The sequence below is a fragment of the Microbacterium petrolearium genome, from assembly GCF_054782875.1.
The window spans coordinates 121053-139117 of the sequence record NZ_BAAGRQ010000008.1 but is presented as its reverse complement, the minus strand read 5'-3'; the positions used below and the strand labels follow the sequence as shown (position 1 = coordinate 139117).

14 protein-coding genes and 1 pseudogene are annotated in these 18065 nt (G+C 72.4%); 3 read left to right on the top strand and 12 right to left on the bottom strand.

The window, feature by feature from the left end:
• Positions 1-389: 389 nt before the first annotated feature.
• The 8 genes from tyrS to argC form a co-directional block, all read right to left on the bottom strand.
• Positions 390-1691, bottom strand: a complete 1302-nt coding sequence (gene tyrS, locus ACYVJ0_RS08625) for a tyrosine--tRNA ligase (RefSeq protein WP_460817270.1) — start codon at positions 1689-1691, stop codon at positions 390-392.
• Positions 1692-1756: 65 nt separating this feature from the next.
• Positions 1757-3184, bottom strand: coding sequence for an argininosuccinate lyase (argH, locus tag ACYVJ0_RS08620; protein WP_460817269.1), 1428 nt, complete (start codon positions 3182-3184; stop codon positions 1757-1759).
• A complete protein-coding gene (locus ACYVJ0_RS08615; protein ID WP_460817267.1) occupies positions 3181-4296 on the bottom strand; it encodes a heparan-alpha-glucosaminide N-acetyltransferase domain-containing protein in 1116 nt (371 codons plus the stop codon). Before ACYVJ0_RS08615 ends, argH begins: the two co-directional genes overlap by 4 nt.
• Position 4297: 1 nt before the next feature.
• Positions 4298-5221, bottom strand: coding sequence for an ornithine carbamoyltransferase (argF, locus tag ACYVJ0_RS08610; RefSeq protein ID WP_449855025.1), 924 nt, complete (start codon positions 5219-5221; stop codon positions 4298-4300).
• A complete protein-coding gene (locus ACYVJ0_RS08605) occupies positions 5218-6441 on the bottom strand; it encodes an acetylornithine transaminase (protein WP_460817266.1) in 1224 nt (407 codons plus the stop codon). Before ACYVJ0_RS08605 ends, argF begins: the two co-directional genes overlap by 4 nt.
• A complete protein-coding gene (gene argB / locus ACYVJ0_RS08600; RefSeq protein WP_449855027.1) occupies positions 6438-7340 on the bottom strand; it encodes an acetylglutamate kinase in 903 nt (300 codons plus the stop codon). Before argB ends, ACYVJ0_RS08605 begins: the two co-directional genes overlap by 4 nt.
• The gene (argJ, locus tag ACYVJ0_RS08595) at positions 7337-8494 is read right to left on the bottom strand and encodes a bifunctional glutamate N-acetyltransferase/amino-acid acetyltransferase ArgJ (protein WP_460817264.1); all 1158 of its coding nucleotides are present in this window, start codon (positions 8492-8494) and stop codon (positions 7337-7339) included. The genes argB and argJ overlap by 4 nt, the downstream gene beginning before the upstream one ends.
• The gene (gene argC, locus ACYVJ0_RS08590; RefSeq protein WP_460817262.1) at positions 8491-9534 is read right to left on the bottom strand and encodes an N-acetyl-gamma-glutamyl-phosphate reductase; all 1044 of its coding nucleotides are present in this window, start codon (positions 9532-9534) and stop codon (positions 8491-8493) included. Before argC ends, argJ begins: the two co-directional genes overlap by 4 nt.
• 163 nt (positions 9535-9697) lie before the next feature.
• On the opposite strand from argC, the pseudogene ACYVJ0_RS08585 reads away from it, so the two are divergent.
• The 3 genes and pseudogenes from ACYVJ0_RS08585 to ACYVJ0_RS08575 form a co-directional block, all read left to right on the top strand.
• Positions 9698-10372 (top strand): annotated as a pseudogene (locus tag ACYVJ0_RS08585) (protein-L-isoaspartate(D-aspartate) O-methyltransferase); the annotation flags it as partial.
• A 106-nt stretch (positions 10373-10478) separates the two neighbouring features.
• Positions 10479-11609: an AAA family ATPase gene (locus ACYVJ0_RS08580; RefSeq protein ID WP_460817261.1), complete on the top strand. Its 1131-nt coding sequence runs from the start codon at positions 10479-10481 to the stop codon at positions 11607-11609.
• A gap of 353 nt (positions 11610-11962) precedes the next feature.
• Positions 11963-12835 (top strand): hypothetical protein, encoded by an 873-nt coding sequence (locus ACYVJ0_RS08575; protein WP_449855032.1) that lies wholly within the window; start codon positions 11963-11965, stop codon positions 12833-12835.
• A gap of 34 nt (positions 12836-12869) precedes the next feature.
• Here the strand turns inward: ACYVJ0_RS08575 and pheT are convergent, their stop codons facing one another.
• From pheT to ACYVJ0_RS08555, 4 genes are read right to left on the bottom strand one after another with little or no spacing between them, the layout of a single operon-like run.
• Positions 12870-15368, bottom strand: a complete 2499-nt coding sequence (gene pheT, locus ACYVJ0_RS08570) for a phenylalanine--tRNA ligase subunit beta (RefSeq protein ID WP_460817259.1) — start codon at positions 15366-15368, stop codon at positions 12870-12872.
• Positions 15368-16408, bottom strand: a complete 1041-nt coding sequence (gene pheS, locus ACYVJ0_RS08565; protein ID WP_449855034.1) for a phenylalanine--tRNA ligase subunit alpha — start codon at positions 16406-16408, stop codon at positions 15368-15370. Before pheS ends, pheT begins: the two co-directional genes overlap by 1 nt.
• Before the next feature lie 33 nt (positions 16409-16441).
• Positions 16442-17386: an amino acid ABC transporter permease gene (locus ACYVJ0_RS08560; protein ID WP_460817257.1), complete on the bottom strand. Its 945-nt coding sequence runs from the start codon at positions 17384-17386 to the stop codon at positions 16442-16444.
• Positions 17383-18030 (bottom strand): amino acid ABC transporter permease, encoded by a 648-nt coding sequence (locus ACYVJ0_RS08555; protein ID WP_449855036.1) that lies wholly within the window; start codon positions 18028-18030, stop codon positions 17383-17385. Before ACYVJ0_RS08555 ends, ACYVJ0_RS08560 begins: the two co-directional genes overlap by 4 nt.
• Positions 18031-18065 lie beyond the last annotated feature (35 nt).

Genomic DNA, 18065 nt, shown 5'->3' with positions numbered 1-18065 from the left:
GAATCTCACGACTGACCGAAGTCAGCCGACGAGGTTATTTGGCATTTGACAAGTGCACGCTGTTGAGTTCTCAAGGATCGGACGCACCCAGCCCTGCAGGTCCCCCTGCAGCCCTCCGGGGCAACTTCACTATCTTATCCCACTCCGCCCGGCTGTCAAACCGACACGCCGTGTCGCTCGACTGCCTCTCGGGAGTGAGATCTCCCATCCTAGGTCGCGAGACCGGATGACTCAAGGCCATCTGTTCGGGTGGGAGTGTCGCTTGCTTGGGGTGGGAGCCTTCCGGCTCAACCTCACCGCTTGGCGGCGACAAGGGAATACATTACGCGGATCCCCGGGAGCGGGCAAATCGGGCCGCCCCGACGGCGTGTCGCCCGCGACCGCGCGGGTCAGGCGCGCACGAAGACGCCGGCGAGCGCCTTCTTGCCGCGGCGCAGCACCGACACTCCCCCGGGCAGCCCGCCCGGCACGGTCGCGTCCTCGGTCTCGACCTTGACCCCGTCGATCGAGACGCCGCCCTGCGCGATGGCGCGCCGCCCCTCGGACAGCGACGCGACGAGTCCCGTCTCGACGAGCACCTGCAGCACCGGCGTCCCCGCCGGGACCGTCGCGTTCGGCAGCTCGCTCAGCGCCGACGCGAGCGTGCTCGCATCCAGCGCGGTCAGGTCGCCCCTGCCGAACAGCGCCTCCGAGGCCGCGATCGCCTTCGCCGCGGCATCGGCACCGTGCACGGTCGTCGTCACCTCGAGGGCGAGGCGCTTCTGGGCGGCGCGGCGGAAGGGCTCTGCCTCGACCTGCGCGGCCAGCTCCTCGATCTCGGCGCGCGTGAGGAACGTGAAGACCTTGAGCAGCGTCACGACGATCGAGTCGTCGGCGTTGAGCCAGAACTGGTACATCGCGTACGGGCTGCACATCTCCGGATCGAGCCAGATCGCGTTGCCCTCGCTCTTGCCGAACTTCTTGCCGTCAGCGTCCGTGATGAGCGGCGTGCCGATCGCGTGCACCGAGGTGCCCTCGACGCGGTGCACGAGATCGGTGCCGCTGGTGAGATTGCCCCACTGATCCGAGCCGCCCGTCTGCAGCACGCAGCCGTACTGGCGGTACAGCTGCAGGAAGTCCATGCCCTGCAGGATCTGGTAGCTGAACTCCGTGTAGCTGATGCCCGATTCGGAGTTCAGCCGCGCGCTCACCGAGTCCTTCTTCAGCATCGTGCCGACGCGGAAGTGCTTGCCGATGTCGCGCAGGAAGTCGATGGCGCTCAGCGGCGCGGTCCAGTCGAGGTTGTTCACGATGCGCGCGGCGTTGTCTCCCTCGAAGCTGAGGAACCGCTCCACCTGCCTGCGCAGCCGGGCCACCCACGTCGCCACCGTCTCCGAGTCGTTCAGCGTGCGCTCGGCCGTCGGCTTCGGGTCGCCGATGAGCCCGGTCGCGCCGCCCACGAGGCCCAGCGGCCGGTGCCCGGCCAGCTGCAGCCGGCGCATGGTGAGCAACTGCACGAGGTTGCCCAGGTGCAGGCTCGGCGCGGTCGGATCGAAGCCGCAGTAGTAGACGATCGGGTCGCCGCCGAGCAGCTCGCGCAGCGCGTCCGGATCGGTCGAGACGTGGACGAGGCCACGCCACACCAGCTCGTCGAAGACGTTGTCGAACGTCGGGTCGTTCGCCTGCACGGCGACGTCGGTCACTGCGGTCACCGCTCCAGCCTAAACGGCCCGGCGAGCGGCCCGTTCACACCTCGCGAGCGCCTCGCGCGCGTGCCTCACAGACCGAGCGCGTGCACCGCCCGCTGCGCGCGGGCGACGAGCTCGGCGCGCTGCTCGGCCACCCGCTCGGGCGCGGTGCCGCCGACGCCGGCGCGCGAACCGACGGATCCCTCGATCGTCAGCACCTCGCGCACCTCCGGCGTGAGGTGCTCCGAGACCGAGGCGAGCAGCGCGTCGTCCGCGTCCTCCAGCCCGATCCCGCGCTCCTCGCACGCGCGGACGAGGGCGCCGGAGATCTCGTGCGCGTCGCGGAACGGCACGCGCCGCTTCACGAGCCACTCGGCGACGTCGGTGGCGAGCGAGAAGCCCTCCGGCGCGAGCTGCGCCATCCGGTCGGTGTCGAAGCGGAGGGTCGCGACCATGCCGGTGAACGCGGGCAGCAGCACCTCGAGGGTCGTGACCGAGTCGAAGACCGGCTCCTTGTCCTCCTGCAGGTCGCGGTTGTACGCCAGGGGCAGCGCCTTGAGCGTGGCGAGCAGGCCCGTGAGATTGCCGATGAGGCGGCCCGACTTGCCGCGCGCGAGCTCGGCGATGTCGGGGTTCTTCTTCTGCGGCATGATGCTCGATCCGGTCGAGTAGCCGTCGTCGAGCGTGACGAAGCCGAACTCGCGCGTGTTCCAGAGGATGATCTCCTCCGCCAGGCGCGACAGGTCGAGGCCGATCTGCGCCGCGATGTACGCGAACTCCGCCACGACGTCGCGCGCCGCGGTGCCGTCGAGCGAGTTCTCGGACGGACGGTCGAGGCCGAGCTCGGTCGCCACCAGCTGCGGGTCGAGCCCGAGGGTGGATCCGGCCAGCGCTCCCCCGCCGTACGGCGATGCCCCGGCCCGGGCGCGCCAGTCGCGCAGGCGCTCGAGATCGCGCACGAGCGGCCACGCGTGGGCCTGCAGGTGGTGCGCGAGCAGCACCGGCTGCGCGTGCTGCAGGTGCGTGCGGCCCGGCATGATCGCCGCCGGATGCGCATCGGCCTGCGCCACGAGGGCGTCGACGAGCGCGAGCACCTCCCTGGCCACGATGCGCGCGTGGTCGATGAGGTACATCCGCACGAGGGTGGCGATCTGGTCGTTGCGGCTGCGCCCGGCGCGCAGGCGCCCGCCCAGATCGGCGCCGACCTCGGCGATGAGCGCGGCCTCGAGCGCGCCGTGCACGTCCTCGTCCTCGGGGCGCGGGCGCAGGGTGCCGTCCTGGATGCGCGCGGCGAGGGCGTCGAGGCCCTCGTGCATGCGCCGCTCCTCGTCGGCCGTGAGGTAGCCGGCGGCGGCGAGCGCTTTCGCGTGCGCGTGCGAGCCGCGCAGGTCGTAGAGCGCGAGCGCCCAGTCGAAGTGGGTGGAGCGGCTGAGCTCCTGCAGCTCGGGCGAGGGACCGCTCGCGAATCGTCCGCCCCAGAGGGCTCCCTCGTTCGTGCCGTGTCCGCTCGTGCTCACGCGTCCAGCCTAGGGCGTGTGCCCGCGCGGCCTCGCCCGTCGCCCGCGGCCAGGCCCGCGAGGCGGCCGATCCCCCATTCCAGCGGCCCGCGACCGACGAGCACCGCCCATGCCGTGCAGGCGAGGATCGTCGCGATCGTGAACGGCCAGAACGGCTCGGTGGCGCGGAAGGCGAGCGGATCGGGGCTGGATCCGGCGACCGCGACCCACACGACGAACTGCGCCGTGTAGGCGCTCAGCGGCATCGATCCCACCGCGCGCAGCGGCAGGGCGAGCCACCGCAGCGGCGTGCGGCACAGCAGCACGCACAGCGCGATCGCGGCCATCGCGACGCCGCCGGAGCCGACGGCCTCGCCGACGCCGCTCGAGTGCGGCTGCCCGTCGAGCGCGGCGCGCCACCCGTCGGTCGCGGCCCAGGGCGCGACCACGCCCTCGCCGAGGGCCGTGAGCACGATTCCCGCGGCGAGCAGCAGCAGCGCGGTGCCCGGTTCGCGCAGCCGCAGCCGGCCGATCCCGAGCCCCAGCGCGACGAACGCCGCCCACAGCAGGAACGGGTAGTTCCATCCGAGCGCGCCGTCCACGGCGATGCCCGACGCGGTGTCCCAGAACGGCGCCGCGTCGATGGCGTGCACGGCGAACGGCGCGGCGAGCGCGATGACCGCCGCCGCCGCGAACAGGGCGGGCGGGCGCCAGCGGATCGCGGGCACGGCGAGGAGGAACAGGATCCCGTACGCGGGCAGGATCACGATGATCGGCACGGGGGTGGCGGCGAGGAGGACGCCGAGGGTCCAGATGCACAGCGCGCGCACGACGAGGCGCCACCGGGCCGCGGTCGCGGCGTGCGGGTCGATGCCGCGCGGCCCGCCCGTGACGAGGGCGATCGAGACGCCGGCCAGCGTGGCGAAGAGGATCGACGAGTGCCCGTTCGCGATTCCCGGCCAGCTCGCCGGCTCGGTCCAGCGGAACGCCGGCAGCTCCACCATGTGGGCCGCGAACATGCCGATCATCGCGATCCCGCGTGCCAGATCGACGCCGGCCTCGCGGCCGCGGCCGTCGAGGCGTGCCCAATTGCGGCGGAGCCACGCCCCGCGCGCCACCGGGCCCGCCGTCATGTCACTGCTGCTTCAGCAGCCAGACGAGCAGCGCCTTCTGGGCGTGCAGGCGGTTCTCGGCCTCGTCCCAGATGACGCTCTGCGGGCCGTCGATCACGTCGGCGTCGACCTCGTAGCCGCGATCGGCGGGCAGGCAGTGGATGAAGACGGCGCCGGGATCGGCGAGGGACATCGTCTCCTGCGTCACCTTGTACGCCCCGAGGTCGCGCAGCCGCGCGAGCTTCTCCTCCTCCTTGCCCATCGACACCCACGTGTCGGTCACGACCACGTCGGCGCCGGCCGCGGCCTCGAGCGGATCGGTCAGGAGCGTGACGGATCCGCCCGTCTGGGCGCCGATCCGGTCGGCGTCGGCCACGATGTCCTCGCGCGGGGCGTACGACTCGGGCGAGGCGATGCGCACGTGCATGCCCGCCATGGCGCCCGCGAGCGCGTACGAGTGCGCCATGTTGCTGCGGCCGTCGCCGAAGAACGACAGCGTGAGGCCCTTGAGCTCGCCCTTGTGCTCGCGGATGGTGAGCAGGTCGGCGAGCAGCTGGCACGGGTGGAAGTCGTCGCTGAGCGCGTTGACGACGGGCACGCGCGTGCCCTCGGCCATCTCCTCGAGGCCCGCCTGCGCGTAGGTGCGCCACACGATCGCGGCCACCTGGCGCTCGAGCACGCGCGCCGTGTCGGCGGGCGTCTCCTTGCCGCCCAGCTGGCTGTTGGCCGTCGAGATGATGAGAGGGATCCCCCCGAGGTCGGCGATGCCGACGGCGAACGAGACCCGGGTGCGGGTGGAGGACTTGTCGAAGATGACCGCCACCGTCTGGGGGCCCTCGAGCGGCCGCTCCGACCAGCGGTCGGCCTTCAGCCGCGCCGCGAGATCGAGGATCTCGGCCTGCTCGGCGGGCGTGATGCTGTCGTCGCGCAGGAAGTGGCGGGTCATGCGGCGGTCTCCTGGGTCTGGCGGTCGGCGACGGCGGCGAGCGCGTCGCGGAAGAGGGTGAGGAACTCCTCGATCTCTGCGTCCCCGATCGTGTACGCGGGCGCGATGCGGATGGTGCCGGGCGCCGGGGCGTTCACGATCAGGCCGCGCTCCAGCGCCGCCGCGACGACATCGCCGGCCACGGGCGCCGACAGCGCGATGCCGATGAGCAGGCCGGCGCCCCGCGTGCCCGTCACGAGCGGGAGGGCCTCGACCGCCTCGCGCAGCTGCGCGCCGCGGGCCGCGACGTTCGCGAGCAGCCCCTCGTCCTCGATGTGGCCGAGCACCGCGTTCGCGACGTGCGCGGCGAGCGGGTTGCCGCCGAAGGTGGAGTTGTGGGTGCCGGGGTAGAACAGCTCGCTCGCCGCGCCGAACGTGATGAGGCCGCCGAGCGGGAAGCCCGCCGCGACGCTCTTGGCGAAGGTCACCGCGTCGGGCAGCGCGCCCTCCGGCAGCATGCCGGGCAGCTGGAAGGCGAACCACTCCCCCGTCCGGCCCGATCCGGTCTGCACCTCGTCGAGGATGAGCAGCGCGTCGTGCTCCGTCGCCAGCTCCCTGGCGCGGGCGAGGAAGCCGGCGGGCAGCTCGCGCACGCCCGCCTCGCCCTGGATCGGCTCGATGACGATCGCCGCGACGCCGCCGGCGGCGAAGGCGGCCTCGAGCGCGTCGATCGTGCGCGCGATGGGCGTGGCGCCCGGCAGCAGGGGCGCGAACGGATCCTGGTACGCGGCCTTGGGCGTGAGCGAGAGCGCGCCCGTGGTGCGGCCGTGGAAGGCGCCCTCGAGGCACAGGATCGTCTGGGCGCCGCGCGGGTTGCCGTGCAGGCGCGCGAGCTTGATGGCCGTCTCGTTGGCCTCGCTGCCGGAGTTGGCGAGGAACACGCGGCCGGACTCGCCCGTGCCGGCGAGCCGCTTCAGGCGGGCGGCGAGCTCGAGCTGCGGGCCCGAGGTGAAGTAGTTCGACACGTGGGCGAGCGTGGCCGCCTGGCGCGAGACCGCCTCGACGAACACGGGGTGCGCGTGCCCGAGGCCGTTCACGGCGATGCCGCCGAGGAAGTCGAGGTAGCGGGTGCCCTCGTCGTCCCACACGTGGGAGCCCTCGCCGCGCTCGAACAGCCGCGGGCGCGCGCCCAGGTTCATGAGGTCGCGCTCGGCGGCCGCCTTCCAGTCCGCGTTCGTCATGCCGAGACCTCCGTTCCGATGCCCTCGCTGGTGAACAGCTCGACGAGGACCGAGTGGGCCACCCGGCCGTCGATGATCGACGCCTTCTGCACGCCGCCCTCGACCGCGTCGAGGCACGCCTGCATCTTCGGGATCATGCCCGATTCCAGCTTGGGCATGAGCTCGCGCAGCTCGGCCGCGCGCAGGTGCGAGACGAGCGAGTCGCGGTTGGGCCAGTCGGCGTACAGGCCGGGGACGTCCGTCAGGATGACGAGCTTCTTCGCGCCGAGCGCCCGGGCGAGGGCGGAGGCGGCGGCGTCGGCGTTGATGTTGAGCGTCTGCCCCGGGTTGTCGAGGTCCGGCGCGACGCCCGCGACCACGGGGATCCGATCCGCCTTGAGGTGATCGACCACGGGGGTCGGGTCGACCTGGACGACGTCGCCGACGCGGCCCAGGCTCTGCTCGACGCCGTCGATGACGACGCCGCGGCGGCGGCCGCCGAACAGCGCCGCGTCCTCGCCCGACAGGCCGACGGCGAAGGGACCGTGCGAGTTGATCTTCGCCACCAGCTGCGGGTTGATCTGGCCCGTCAGCACCATGCGCACGACGGAGATCGCCTCGGTCGAGGTGACGCGGTAGCCGCCCTTGAACTCGCTGGGGATCGCCAGCCGGTCGAGCATGCTCGAGATCTGCGGTCCGCCGCCGTGCACGACGACCGGCTTGATGCCGACATAGCGCAGGTACGCGATGTCCTCGGCGAAGGCGTCCTGCAGCTCCTCGCTGATCATCGCGTTGCCGCCGTACTTCACGACGACCACCTCGTCGCGGTACTGCTTGAGCCACGGCAGCGACTCGATGAGGGTGGTCGCCTTGAAGGCGGCCTCCTCGGGCGTGGTGTGCTGCAGGTCGATCTCGCTCATGAGCTGTAGGCGCTGTTCTCGTGGACGTACGCGTGGGTGAGGTCGTTCGTCAGGATGACGGCGGAGGCGTCGCCCGCGAACAGGTCGATCTCGACGCGCGTCGCGCGCGGCGTGAGGTCGACCTCCTCGCGCGGGCGATCCGGGCCGCCCTGGCTGCACACGCGCACGCCGTTCATCCACACGTCCACGTTGTAGGGGTCGAAGGCGGCGCTCGTCGTGCCGATCGCCGCGAGCACGCGGCCCCAGTTGGGGTCGTTGCCGAAGATCGCGGTCTTGAAGAGGCCGTTGCGGGCGAGCGCGCGGCCCACCTCGACGGCGTCTTCCTCGGTGGCGGCACCACGCACCTCGATCGTGATCTCGTGGCTCGCGCCCTCCGCGTCGGCCATGAGCTGGGTGGCGAGATCCGCGCACAGCTCGGTGAGCGCGGCGCGGAACGCCTCGCCGTCCGGCTCGACGCCCGCGGCGCCGCTCGCCAGGAGCGTCACCTGGTCGTTCGTCGACATGGCGCCGTCGGAGTCGAGCCGGTCGAACGTCACGCGGGTCGCGGCGCGCAGGTGCCCATCGGCCTGCTCGGGTGTGAGCACGGCGTCGGTCGTGAGCACGACGAGCATCGTCGCCAGGCCCGGCGCGAGCATGCCGGCGCCCTTCGCCAAGCCGCCGATCGTCCATCCGTCGCCGCGCCGCACGGCGGTCTTCGGCACGGTGTCGGTCGTCATGATGGCGGCGGCCGCGTCGGCGCCGCCGCCGGCCGACAGCGCGCCGATCGCGGCCTCCGTTCCGGCGAGCACCCTGGCGCGGAAGACCTCGTCGCCCGTGCCGATCAGCCCCGTCGAGCACACGAGCACGTCGCCGGCGCTCACGCCCAGCAGCTCGGCCGCCCTCTCGGCGGTCTGGTGCGTGGTCTGGAAGCCGAACGATCCCGTGAAGCAGTTGGCACCGCCGGAGTTCAGCACGACCGCCTCGACGGCGCCGTCCTTGATGGCCTCCTGCGACCACAGGATCGGGTTGGCCTTGGCGCGGTTGCTCGTGAACACGGCGGCGCCGGTCTTGAGCGGACCGCGGTTGACGACGACGGCCACGTCCGGCTTCCCGGTCGACTTCAGCCCGGCGGCGACCCCGGCCGCCTCGAATCCTGCGGGTGCGGTCACGCTCACGGCGCCACTCCGTTCACGGTCAGCGCAGTGCCCTCGGGCAGGCCCAGCGCGAGGTTCATGGACTGGATCGCGGCCCCCGCGGTCCCCTTCGTGAGGTTGTCGACCGCCGCGACGACGACCACGCGGTTCGCGGCCCGGTCGATCGCCAGCCCCATCAGCGCGGTGTTCGCGCCGAGCACGTCGGCCGTGCGGGGCATCTGCCCCTCGGGCAGCAGCTGCACGAAGGTCTCGTCGCCGTAGGCGGCCTCCCACGCGCCGCGGATGTCGGCATCGCTCGCACCGGGCGCGATGGGGGCGCTCGTCGTGGCGAGGATGCCGCGCGCCATCGGCACGATCACCGGGGTGAACGACACGCGCGGGTCGGCGGCCCCCGCCGCCCGCAGCGCCTGCCGGATCTCGGGGATGTGCCGGTGCGTGCCGCCGACGGCATACGGGTTGGCCGTGCCGAGGATCTCGCTGCCCAGCAGGTGCGGCTTGAGGCTCTTGCCCGCGCCGGAGGGCCCGACCGCGAGCACCGCGACGATGTCGCCGGGGTCGATCACGCCCGCCGCGACGCCCGGGGCCATGCTCAGCGACACCGTCGAGGCGTTGCAGCCCGGGGCGGCGATGCGCGTCGCGCCCCGCAGGGTCTCGCGCTGCTTGGCGCCGCCGACGATCAGCTCTGGCACGCCGTAGGCCCACGCGTCGTGGAAGCCGCCGCCGTAGAAGGCGTCCCAGTCCTCGCGCGAGGTGAGGCGGTGATCCGCGCCCGCGTCGATGACGAGCGCGGCATCGCCGAGCGCGTCGGTGTACTGGCCCGACTGCCCGTGCGGCAGCGCGAGGAAGACGACGTCGTGGCCCGAGAGCGTCTCGGGCGTCGTGGGCTGCAGCTCGAGGTGACGCAGCGAGCGCAGGTGCGGCTGGTGCGCGATGAGCGGGTCGCCCGCGTTCGAATGGGCGGTGACCGTGCGGATCTCGACGTCGGGGTGCTCGGCGAGCAGGCGCAGGATCTCCCCACCCGCGTAGCCAGATGCGCCGGAGACGGCGACCGAATAGGTCATGATCTCTACCTTATGTCCGTGGGAATGGGTGCCTGATCAACGGCGGCACCGCTCCCCCGGACACGCCGGCACGTCGCGGGCCGCCTAGATTCGGCGGGCGCGCGGACGTCGGAGCGCGACGGCGCTGCTCGGAACGAGCTGCGCATCCATCGCGGTCGAGGTCATGTGCGGCAGGCTAGCACGGCGCCTGTCCGCGGCGCGACGGCGCGCGTACCGTGGATCACGGGGTGTGCGCATGAGTGAATCGTCCGGACCCGGGCCCTCCTCGCCGCACGACGCGGCGCGGGAGCGGATGGTCGCGCGGCACCTCAGGGCGCGCGGCATCCGCGACGCCCGCGTGCTCGACGCGATGGCGCGCGTGCCCCGCGAGCTCTTCGTGCCCGATCACCTCGCCGACGACGCCTACGCCGATTCCCCGTTGCCGATCGGGCACGGCCAGACGATCTCGCAGCCGTTCATCGTGGCGCTCACGGCGGAGGCCGCGCGGATCTCCCCCGGCGACCGCGTGCTCGACGTCGGCACCGGATCGGGCTACGCGGCGGCGGTGTATGCGGCGATGGGCGCGCGGGTGTGGTCGGTGGAGTACGTGCCCGACCTCGCGGAGCGGGCGCGGGCGGCGCTCGACGCCGCGAGCGCGGCCCACGTGCGCGTCGTCGTCGGCGACGGCTCGCGCGGGCTGCCGGAGCACGCGCCCTTCGACGCGATCCTCTCCGCCGCTGCGGCCCCCGACATCCCGCCGCCGTGGCGCGCGCAGCTCGCGGACGGCGGGCGCATCGTCATGCCGCGGGAGCGCCATGCGGGCTGGCAGCAGCTCGTGCGCGTCACGCGCCGCGGCGACCGCGAGGAGCCGGACGATCTGGGCCCCGTGCGCTTCGTGCCGCTGCGCGGCGAGCACGGCAGGGCCTGGGCCCGCGGATGTCGGCGGCGCGCGGCAGGATGGGCGGGTGATCACCGCTCTTGCCGTGGCCGGCTACCGCTCCCTCGTCGATCTCGTCGTGCCGCTGGGCAGGGCGACCGTCGTGACGGGAGGGAACGGATCGGGCAAGAGCAGCCTGTACCGGTCGCTGCGCCTGCTGGCCGCCGCCGCGCAGGGGCGCACGATCGCCGCTCTCGCCGAGGAGGGCGGGCTGTCGTCGGCGCTGTGGGCCGGGCCCGAGACGCCGGGATCGGCGAGCGGGACGGTGCGGCGCGGGCCGGTGTCGCTGCGGCTCGGCTTCGCCTCCGAGGAGCTCGGCTATCTCGTCGACCTGGGGCTGCCGCAGATCGACTCGCGCTCGCTGTTCGTGCGCGATGCGGAGATCAAGCGCGAGCAGGTGTTCGCGGGGCCGCTCGCGAAGCCGGCGACGACGTTCGTGGACCGCGACCGCGCGGGCGTGCGGGTGCGCGAGGACGCGTGGCGCGCGCTGCCGGGCGCCCTTGCGCCGCACGAGTCGATCCTGACCGACGTGGCCGACACCGACGCGGGCCCCGAGCTGCTCGCGCTGCGCCGCACGCTGTCATCGTGGCGCTTCTACGACCACTTCCGCACCGACAGGGACGCGCCCGCGCGGCAGCCGCAGGTCGGCACGCGCGTGCGCCACCTCGCGCACGACGGCGCCGACCTCGCGGCCACGTGGGCGTCCGCCGAGGACGCGGGGCTCGATCTGGCCGCCGACGTCGCCGCGGCTTTTCCGGGCGCCCGCGTCGCCGTCGAGACCGGCGAGGACGGGCGCTTCCGCCTGCGCATGCACCAGCGGGGGCTGCTGCGCCCGCTCGAGGCGGCGGAGCTGTCGGACGGCACGCTGCGCTACCTGCTGCTGATCGCGGCCCTGCGGCCCGCGCGCCCGGCCCCGCTCATCGTGCTCAACGAGCCGGAGTCCAGCCTGCACCCCGACCTGCTCGATCCGCTCGCCGCGCTCATCCGCGAGGCGTCGGACGAGACCCAGGTGCTCGTCGTGACGCATGCGGCCCGGCTCGCCGCGGCGCTGGAGGCCGCAGGCGGCGAGCGCGTCGAGCTCACCTCGACGGGCGAGGGCACGCGCGTCGTCGGCCAGCTGCCCCTCGAGGCACCGCCCTGGCGCTGGCCCTCCCGCTGACCGGCTGATCCGCCGATCCGCTGATCCGCTGATCCGCTGATCCGCGAGAATCCAACCCCGCGCCGAGAATCCACGGGCGCTTGGATTCTCGGCGCGCAAGTGGATTCTCAGCGAAGCGGAGGAAGCGGGGCGGCGCGCGTTCACAGGGGGGTGTGGGGCGGATTCTGTCCACAGGTTGAGGGGGAACGCGGGGGCGAGGGCGAGGCAGGCGCGAGCGTGGGTGCATGGCACGAGTCGATATGCGTTCGGGGTCCCTGCGTCCTGCGCCCCTTCCGCTTCTCCGCCGGGCAGACTCGGCTTCCCGCCTGGACGCGGCTCATCGGCGCGGTGAGCTGCATCGTGTGAGTCGCGGTGTGTTCGCACCCGCGGCCGCGTGGCACACGCTGCGCCCGTCGGAGCGCTATCTCGCTCGGGTGCACGCCTACGCCGCCACGCATCCCGACGCCATCTTCATGCTCGAGGCAGCGGCGGTGCTCTACGGGCTCCCCGTCGCCGGTCGCCTCGATGACGTGCATGTCCTCTCCCCGGGCACCGCGGCGGGTCGACGGGTCGCGGGCGTGCGTTTCCACGTGACCGGCGAAGAGAGGCGGATGCGCCGCGAGGACGGCATCCTCGTCGTCGCACCGGAAGAGCTCGCGGTCGACATTGCACGCGCACGGCATCCTGCCATCGCCCTGATGACCGCCGATGCCGTGCTGCGATCAATCGGAGGGGGTGCGCACGACCTGCTCCTCGCGCGGAACGAGGATCGCGCGAGCAGCCGCGGCCGCGCCGCGGCTCGCTGGGCGCTCGAGCGCGCCACGCCGCTCGCGGAGAGCGCGCTCGAGTCGATCAGCCGCGCGGTCATCGAGTGGCTCGGGTACCCGCAGCCCGACCTGCAGGTGGCCTTCCATCCGAGCGACGGCTTGCACTACCGCGCCGACATGTTCTGGCCCGAGGAGCGCGTGATCGGCGAAGCGGACGGGCGCGTGAAGTATGACGGGACCCACGGGGACGGCGCCACGGCGGTCTGGGAGGAGAAACGGCGTGAGGACGAGCTGCGTCGGCACGTCGCCGGGTTCGCGCGCTGGGGGCATGCGGACGTTCGCCTCGTCGATCCCTTCGACGCGATCCTGCGAACCGCTGGCCTGCGCCCTCTCCGCCCGCGATCCGAGCACCCCCTGCTCACGCTGCGAGCCGCGCTCGAACGTCGAGAATCCACCGCCGCGCCGAGAATCCATGGGTGACTGGATTCTCGGCGCGCAAGTGGATTCTCGCGGGTCAGTCGCGGAGCTTGGCGTCGAAGCGCGTCTCGGCCAGGGAGACGCCCGCGAGCTTCGCCTCGGTCGCCTCGGCCGCCGTGAGGGTGCGGTCGGGGGCACGGAAGCGCAGCGCGAACGTGAGGCTCTTCGATCCCTCGGCCACTCCCTCGCCGCGGTAGTCGTCCACGAGGCGGATCGACTCGAGCAGCTCCCCCGCGCCCTCGACCAGCGCGGCGCGCAGCTCGGCGGCCGGCAGCGCGGCATCCACGACGAGCGAGACGTCCTGCGTGGCGGCGGGATACGTCGACAGCGAGGCCACGACGACCCGCTCGCCCGCAAGCGACAGGAGCAGGTCGAGATCGAGCTCGGCCACCGTGACGCGGCCGGGCAGGTCGGCGTCCGCGGCCACCTGCGGCAGCAGCTCGCCCACGTAGCCGACCTCGGTGCCGCCGACCGACAGCACGCCCGCGCGGCCCGGGTGCAGCGCGGCGCGCGCACCCTGCGCCACGTCGATCTCGACGCCCGCCGCCACCGCGATCGTGCGGACGGCGTCGAGCGCGACCTCGAGGCCCGCGGCCTCGGCCGCGCGGCCCGGCTGCTTGGGCGCGGCGTTGCCCGCCAGCAGCAGCGCGACGTGACGCGGCTGCGGCGGCACGGCGGCGCGCAGGCGCGCGATCATGTCGTCCGAGGGGCGCTCCCCGCGCGGCGGGTTCACGTCGGTGCCGTAGTCCACGCCGGGCTCCGGCAGGAAGACGCTGCCCACCTCGAACAGCGCGAGATCGGTCATGCCGCGCGACAGGTTGCGGTGCGCGGTCTGCAGCAGGCCAGGCACGAGCGAGCGGCGCAGGAACGGCGCCGTCTGGTCGAGCGCGTTGGCCAGCCGGATGCTCGGCAGCTTCTCCCCGGTCGCCGATCCGTGCAGGTCGTTCTGCGCCTCCGACACGAACGGGAACGACGGCGTCTCGACGAAGCCGGACGCGGCGAGGGCGTTCGCGACGCGGCGGCGTCCCTGCTGCGCGGGTGTGTATCCGCGGCCCGAGGGCGGGGTGGGCAGGATCGAGGGCACCTTGTCGACGTCGTCGACGCGCGCGACCTCCTCGGCCAGCGTCCACTTGTCGGTCAGATCCGGGCGCCATGACGGCGGCGTGACGGTCCAGCCGTCGGCGGCGTCGGCGACGGCGCAGCCGATGAGCTCGAGCGTCTCGCGGATGCGCTCCGGCGCGTAGTCCACGCCGATGAGGCCGGGCACGAACGCCGCGGGAAGGGCGATGGGCTCGGGCTCGACGACGGCGCCGACCGACGAGCCGAGCGCGTCGGCGGTGCCGCCGGCCAGCTCCACCATGAGGTCCACGACGCGCTGCGCCGCGACGGGCGCGATGAGCGGATCGACGCCGCGCTCGAAGCGGCGCGACGCCTCGCTCGGCAGCTTGTGCCGACGCGCCGTGCGCGCGATCGAGACCTGATCGAACGTCGCCGCCTCCACGAGCACGTTCGTCGTGGCGGCGCTCATCTCCGTCTTCGCGCCGCCCATGACGCCGGCCAGGCCGATCGGGCCGGACTCGTCGGTGATGAGCAGGTCCTCGGCGAACAGCGTGCGCGTCTGGCCGTCGAGCGTCTCGAGGGTCTCCCCCTCGCTCGCACGGCGCACGGTGATGCCGCCCGCGAGGGTGTCGAGGTCGTAGCCGTGGATGGGCTGGCCGAGCTCGATCATGACGTAGTTGGTGATGTCGACGAGCAGCGAGATCGAGCGCACGCCTGCCAGCGACAGCCGCGCCACCATCCAAGGCGGTGTCGGCCGCGAGGCGTCGACGCCGCGCACGACGCGCGTGACGAACTCGCTCGCGCCGATGCGGCCGCGGATCGGGGCCTCGTCGCGGATCGCGACGGGGAATCCGGAGGCCGCCGCGACGTCGTCGCGCAGGCCAGGATCGATGAAGCGCGCGCCCGTCGAGAGGGCGTACTCGCGCGCGAGGCCGCGGATCGACAGGGCGTAGCCGCGGTCGGGGGTGACGTTCACGTCGACCGCGACGTCGTCGAGGCCGAGCAGCGCGATGGCATCCGTGCCCACCTCGGGATCGATCCCCCACTCGACGAGCCGGATGATGCCGGAGTGCTCGTCGCCGAGGCCCAGCTCCTTGGCCGAGGCGATCATGCCGTCCGAGACATGCCCATAGGTCTTGCGGGCCGCGATCGGGAAGGGCCCGGGCAAGACGGCGCCCGGCAGCGTCACGACGACCTTGTCGCCCTGCACGAAGTTCGACGCGCCGCAGACGATGCCGCGCACGCCGCCGTTCGCCTCGCCCACGTCGACCTGGCACCAGCGGATCGTCTTGCCGTTCGACTGCGGCTCCTCGACGAACTCGAGCACCTTCCCGACGACGATCGGCCCCGTCAGGTCGAAGGAGATGACCTCCTCCTCCTCGAAGCCGACCGACACGAGCGCCGCGAAGACGTCCTCCGGGGTCGCGTCCTGAGGGACCTCGACGAACTCACGCAGCCACGAAAGCGGGACGCGCATCACACCACCATCCCGAACTGCTCGCTGAAGCGCACATCGCCCTCGGCCATGTCGCGCATGTCCTGCACGTCCGAGCGGAACATGAGGGCCCGCTCGATCCCGATCCCGAACGCGAAGCCGCTGTAGACCTCCGGGTCGATCCCCGCCGCGCGCAGCACGTTCGGGTTGACCATGCCGCAGCCGCCCCACTCGATCCAGCGTGCGCCGCCCTTGAAGGTCGGGTGCCACAGGTCGAACTCGGCGCTCGGCTCGGTGAACGGGAAGTAGTTGGTGCGCAGGCGGGTCTTCGCCTCGGGGCCGAACAGCTCGCGCGCGAGGTGGTCGAGCGTGCCCTTCAGGTGCGCCATCGTGATGCCCTTGTCGACGACCAGGCCCTCGGCCTGCGTGAAGACGGGCAGGTGCGTCGCGTCGAACTCGTCGGTGCGGTACACCTTGCCCGGGCACAGCACGTAGATCGGCACGTCGCGCTCGAGCATCGAGCGCATCTGCACGGGGCTCGTGTGCGTGCGCATGACGAGGTGGCGGTCGACCGGATCGACGAAGAAGGTGTCCTGCATCTGTCGGGCGGGGTGGTCCTCGTCGAGGTTGAGGGCGTCGAAGTTGAACCACTCGTGCTCGAGCTCGGGGCCCTCCGCGATCTCCCATCCCATGCCCACGAAGATGTCGCTGATCTGCTCCTGCAGCAGGCTCATGGGGTGGCGCGCGCCCGTGCGGGTCCGGCTCGCGACGGCGGTGATGTCGATGCGCTCGGCCTCGAGCCGCGCGGCGAGCTCGGCCTGCGCCAGCTCGTCCTCGCGCGCCGCGAACGCCTGGTTCACGCGGCCGCGCGCGGCGCCGACGAGCTTGCCGTACTCGGCCTTGTGCTCCTTGGCGACGTGGCGCATCTGCGCGTTCAGCGCGGCGAGCGGGCTGCCCTCCCCCTGGTGGGCGGCGCGGGCGGCCTTGAGCGACGCGGTGTCGGTGGCGGCGGCGACGGCGGCGAGCGCATCGGCCACCGCGGCCTCGACGGCCTCTGGCGTGATCTCGGGTGCATCGGACACGAGAGTCGAGTCTAGTTCGTCGTCAGCGGCGGGTCAGAGGCGGCCGTCGCCGTGCCCCGCCCCACCGTCGCGCGAAGCGAACACGTCCGCATCCTGCTGGGCGATGACCTGGGTGATGGTCGACTCCTGGTGCAGACGCGGGGCGATCGCGTCCTGAGCGGCCTTCACACGCGGCGACTTCGACATGCGCTTCTCGACGAGCCGCGCCACCAGCGAGAGGAGGAGGCACATCCCGATGTAGATGCCGCCGATGATGATCGCCGCGGGGATGTACGGCCGGCCCGTCTGCAGGTTGCCGCCGATGAGCTTGGCCACGTACAGCAGCTCCTCGTACGTGATGATCGAGCCGAGCGCGGTGTCCTTGAGGCACACGACCAGCTGGGCGAGGATGACGGGCATCATCGCCCGCACGGCCTGCGGCATCAGGATGAACGTCATGACGCCCGACTTGCGCAGGCCGATGGCGTAGCCGGCCTCGCTCTGACCGCGCGGCAGCGAGTGGACGCCGGCGCGCAGCGCCTCGGCGATCACCGAGCCGTTGTAGGCGATGAGCGCGATGACCACGGCCGCATACGGCGACATCGAGACGCCGATCGACGGCAGGCCGTAGTACAGGATCATCATCATGATCAGAACCGGGACGGCGCGGAACACCTCGGTGATCACCGTGAACGGCACGCGCACCCACGCGTGGTCCGACAGCCGGCCGACCGCGAGGACGAAGGCGAAGACGATGGAGCCGACACCCGCCGTCGCGAAGGCGAGCACTGTCTGCACCAGCGCCGGAAGGATCTGGTTCTGCCACACGTAGGTGTAGGAGAACACCGACCACTTCTGCGCCGTGAACTGACCCGAGGCGATGAACAGCCAGATGACCCACGCGAGCAGCGCGATGAGCACCACGACGGTGAGCGCGCCGAGGATGCGGTTGCGCAGGATCGCCTTCGGACCCGGGACGTCGTACAGGACCGAGGTCATCGCAGCACCTTCCATCGGGTCTCGAGCGTTCGCTGCAGCCACGACAGCAGCAGGACCATCGCGACGAAGAATCCGGCGATCCACAGCAGCACGACCATCGCCGGTTCCCCACGCTCGGAGAGGTTCGCGCGCATCGAGCCGAGCTCCACGACCGAGAATCCCGCAGCGACCGTCGTGTTCTTGAGCAGCGCGATGAACACGCTCATCATCGGCGGGACGATCGAGCGGAACGCCTGAGGCAGAACGATGAGCGTCATCACCTGACCGAACGGCAGCCCGATCGCGCGGGCTGCCTCGGCCTGTCCGACGGGGACGGTGTTGATGCCCGCCCGCAGGGCCTCGGCGACATAAGTGGCCGTGTAGAAGCCGAGCGCGAGAATCGCCAGCGAGGTGTAGCTGAGGTCGACGAGGTCGAGCGCCGGGAAGCCCAGCGCGAAGAAGAAGAAGATGAGGGTCAGCGGCGTGTTGCGCACGAGGTTGACGTACGCCGTGCCGACGGCGCGCGCGATCGGCACGGGCGAGACGCGCATCGCGCCCACGATCGTCCCGAGGACCAGCGCCATGACGCCGCTCACCACGAACAGCAGCACGGTGTTGCCCAGCGCATCGCCCCAGAGATCGAGGTTGTCAATCAGGGTGTCCACGTCCGCCTTCCCAGGAAGTCGTTCCGCGGTGGCCG

Bases quoted from the DNA above. Each gene is read 5' to 3' on its own strand.
- ACYVJ0_RS08560 (WP_460817257.1), bottom strand. From the start codon at position 17,386: ATGACCTCGGTCCTGTACGACGTCCCGGGTCCGAAGGCGATCCTGCGC.
- pheT (WP_460817259.1), bottom strand. From the start codon at position 15,368: ATGCGCGTCCCGCTTTCGTGGCTGCGTGAGTTCGTCGAGGTCCCTCAG.
- argF (WP_449855025.1), bottom strand. From the start codon at position 5,221: ATGACCCGCCACTTCCTGCGCGACGACAGCATCACGCCCGCCGAGCAG.
- argC (WP_460817262.1), bottom strand. From the start codon at position 9,534: ATGACCTATTCGGTCGCCGTCTCCGGCGCATCTGGCTACGCGGGTGGG.
- ACYVJ0_RS08605 (WP_460817266.1), bottom strand. From the start codon at position 6,441: ATGACGAACGCGGACTGGAAGGCGGCCGCCGAGCGCGACCTCATGAAC.
- argB (WP_449855027.1), bottom strand. From the start codon at position 7,340: ATGAGCGAGATCGACCTGCAGCACACCACGCCCGAGGAGGCCGCCTTC.
- ACYVJ0_RS08615 (WP_460817267.1), bottom strand. From the start codon at position 4,296: ATGACGGCGGGCCCGGTGGCGCGCGGGGCGTGGCTCCGCCGCAATTGG.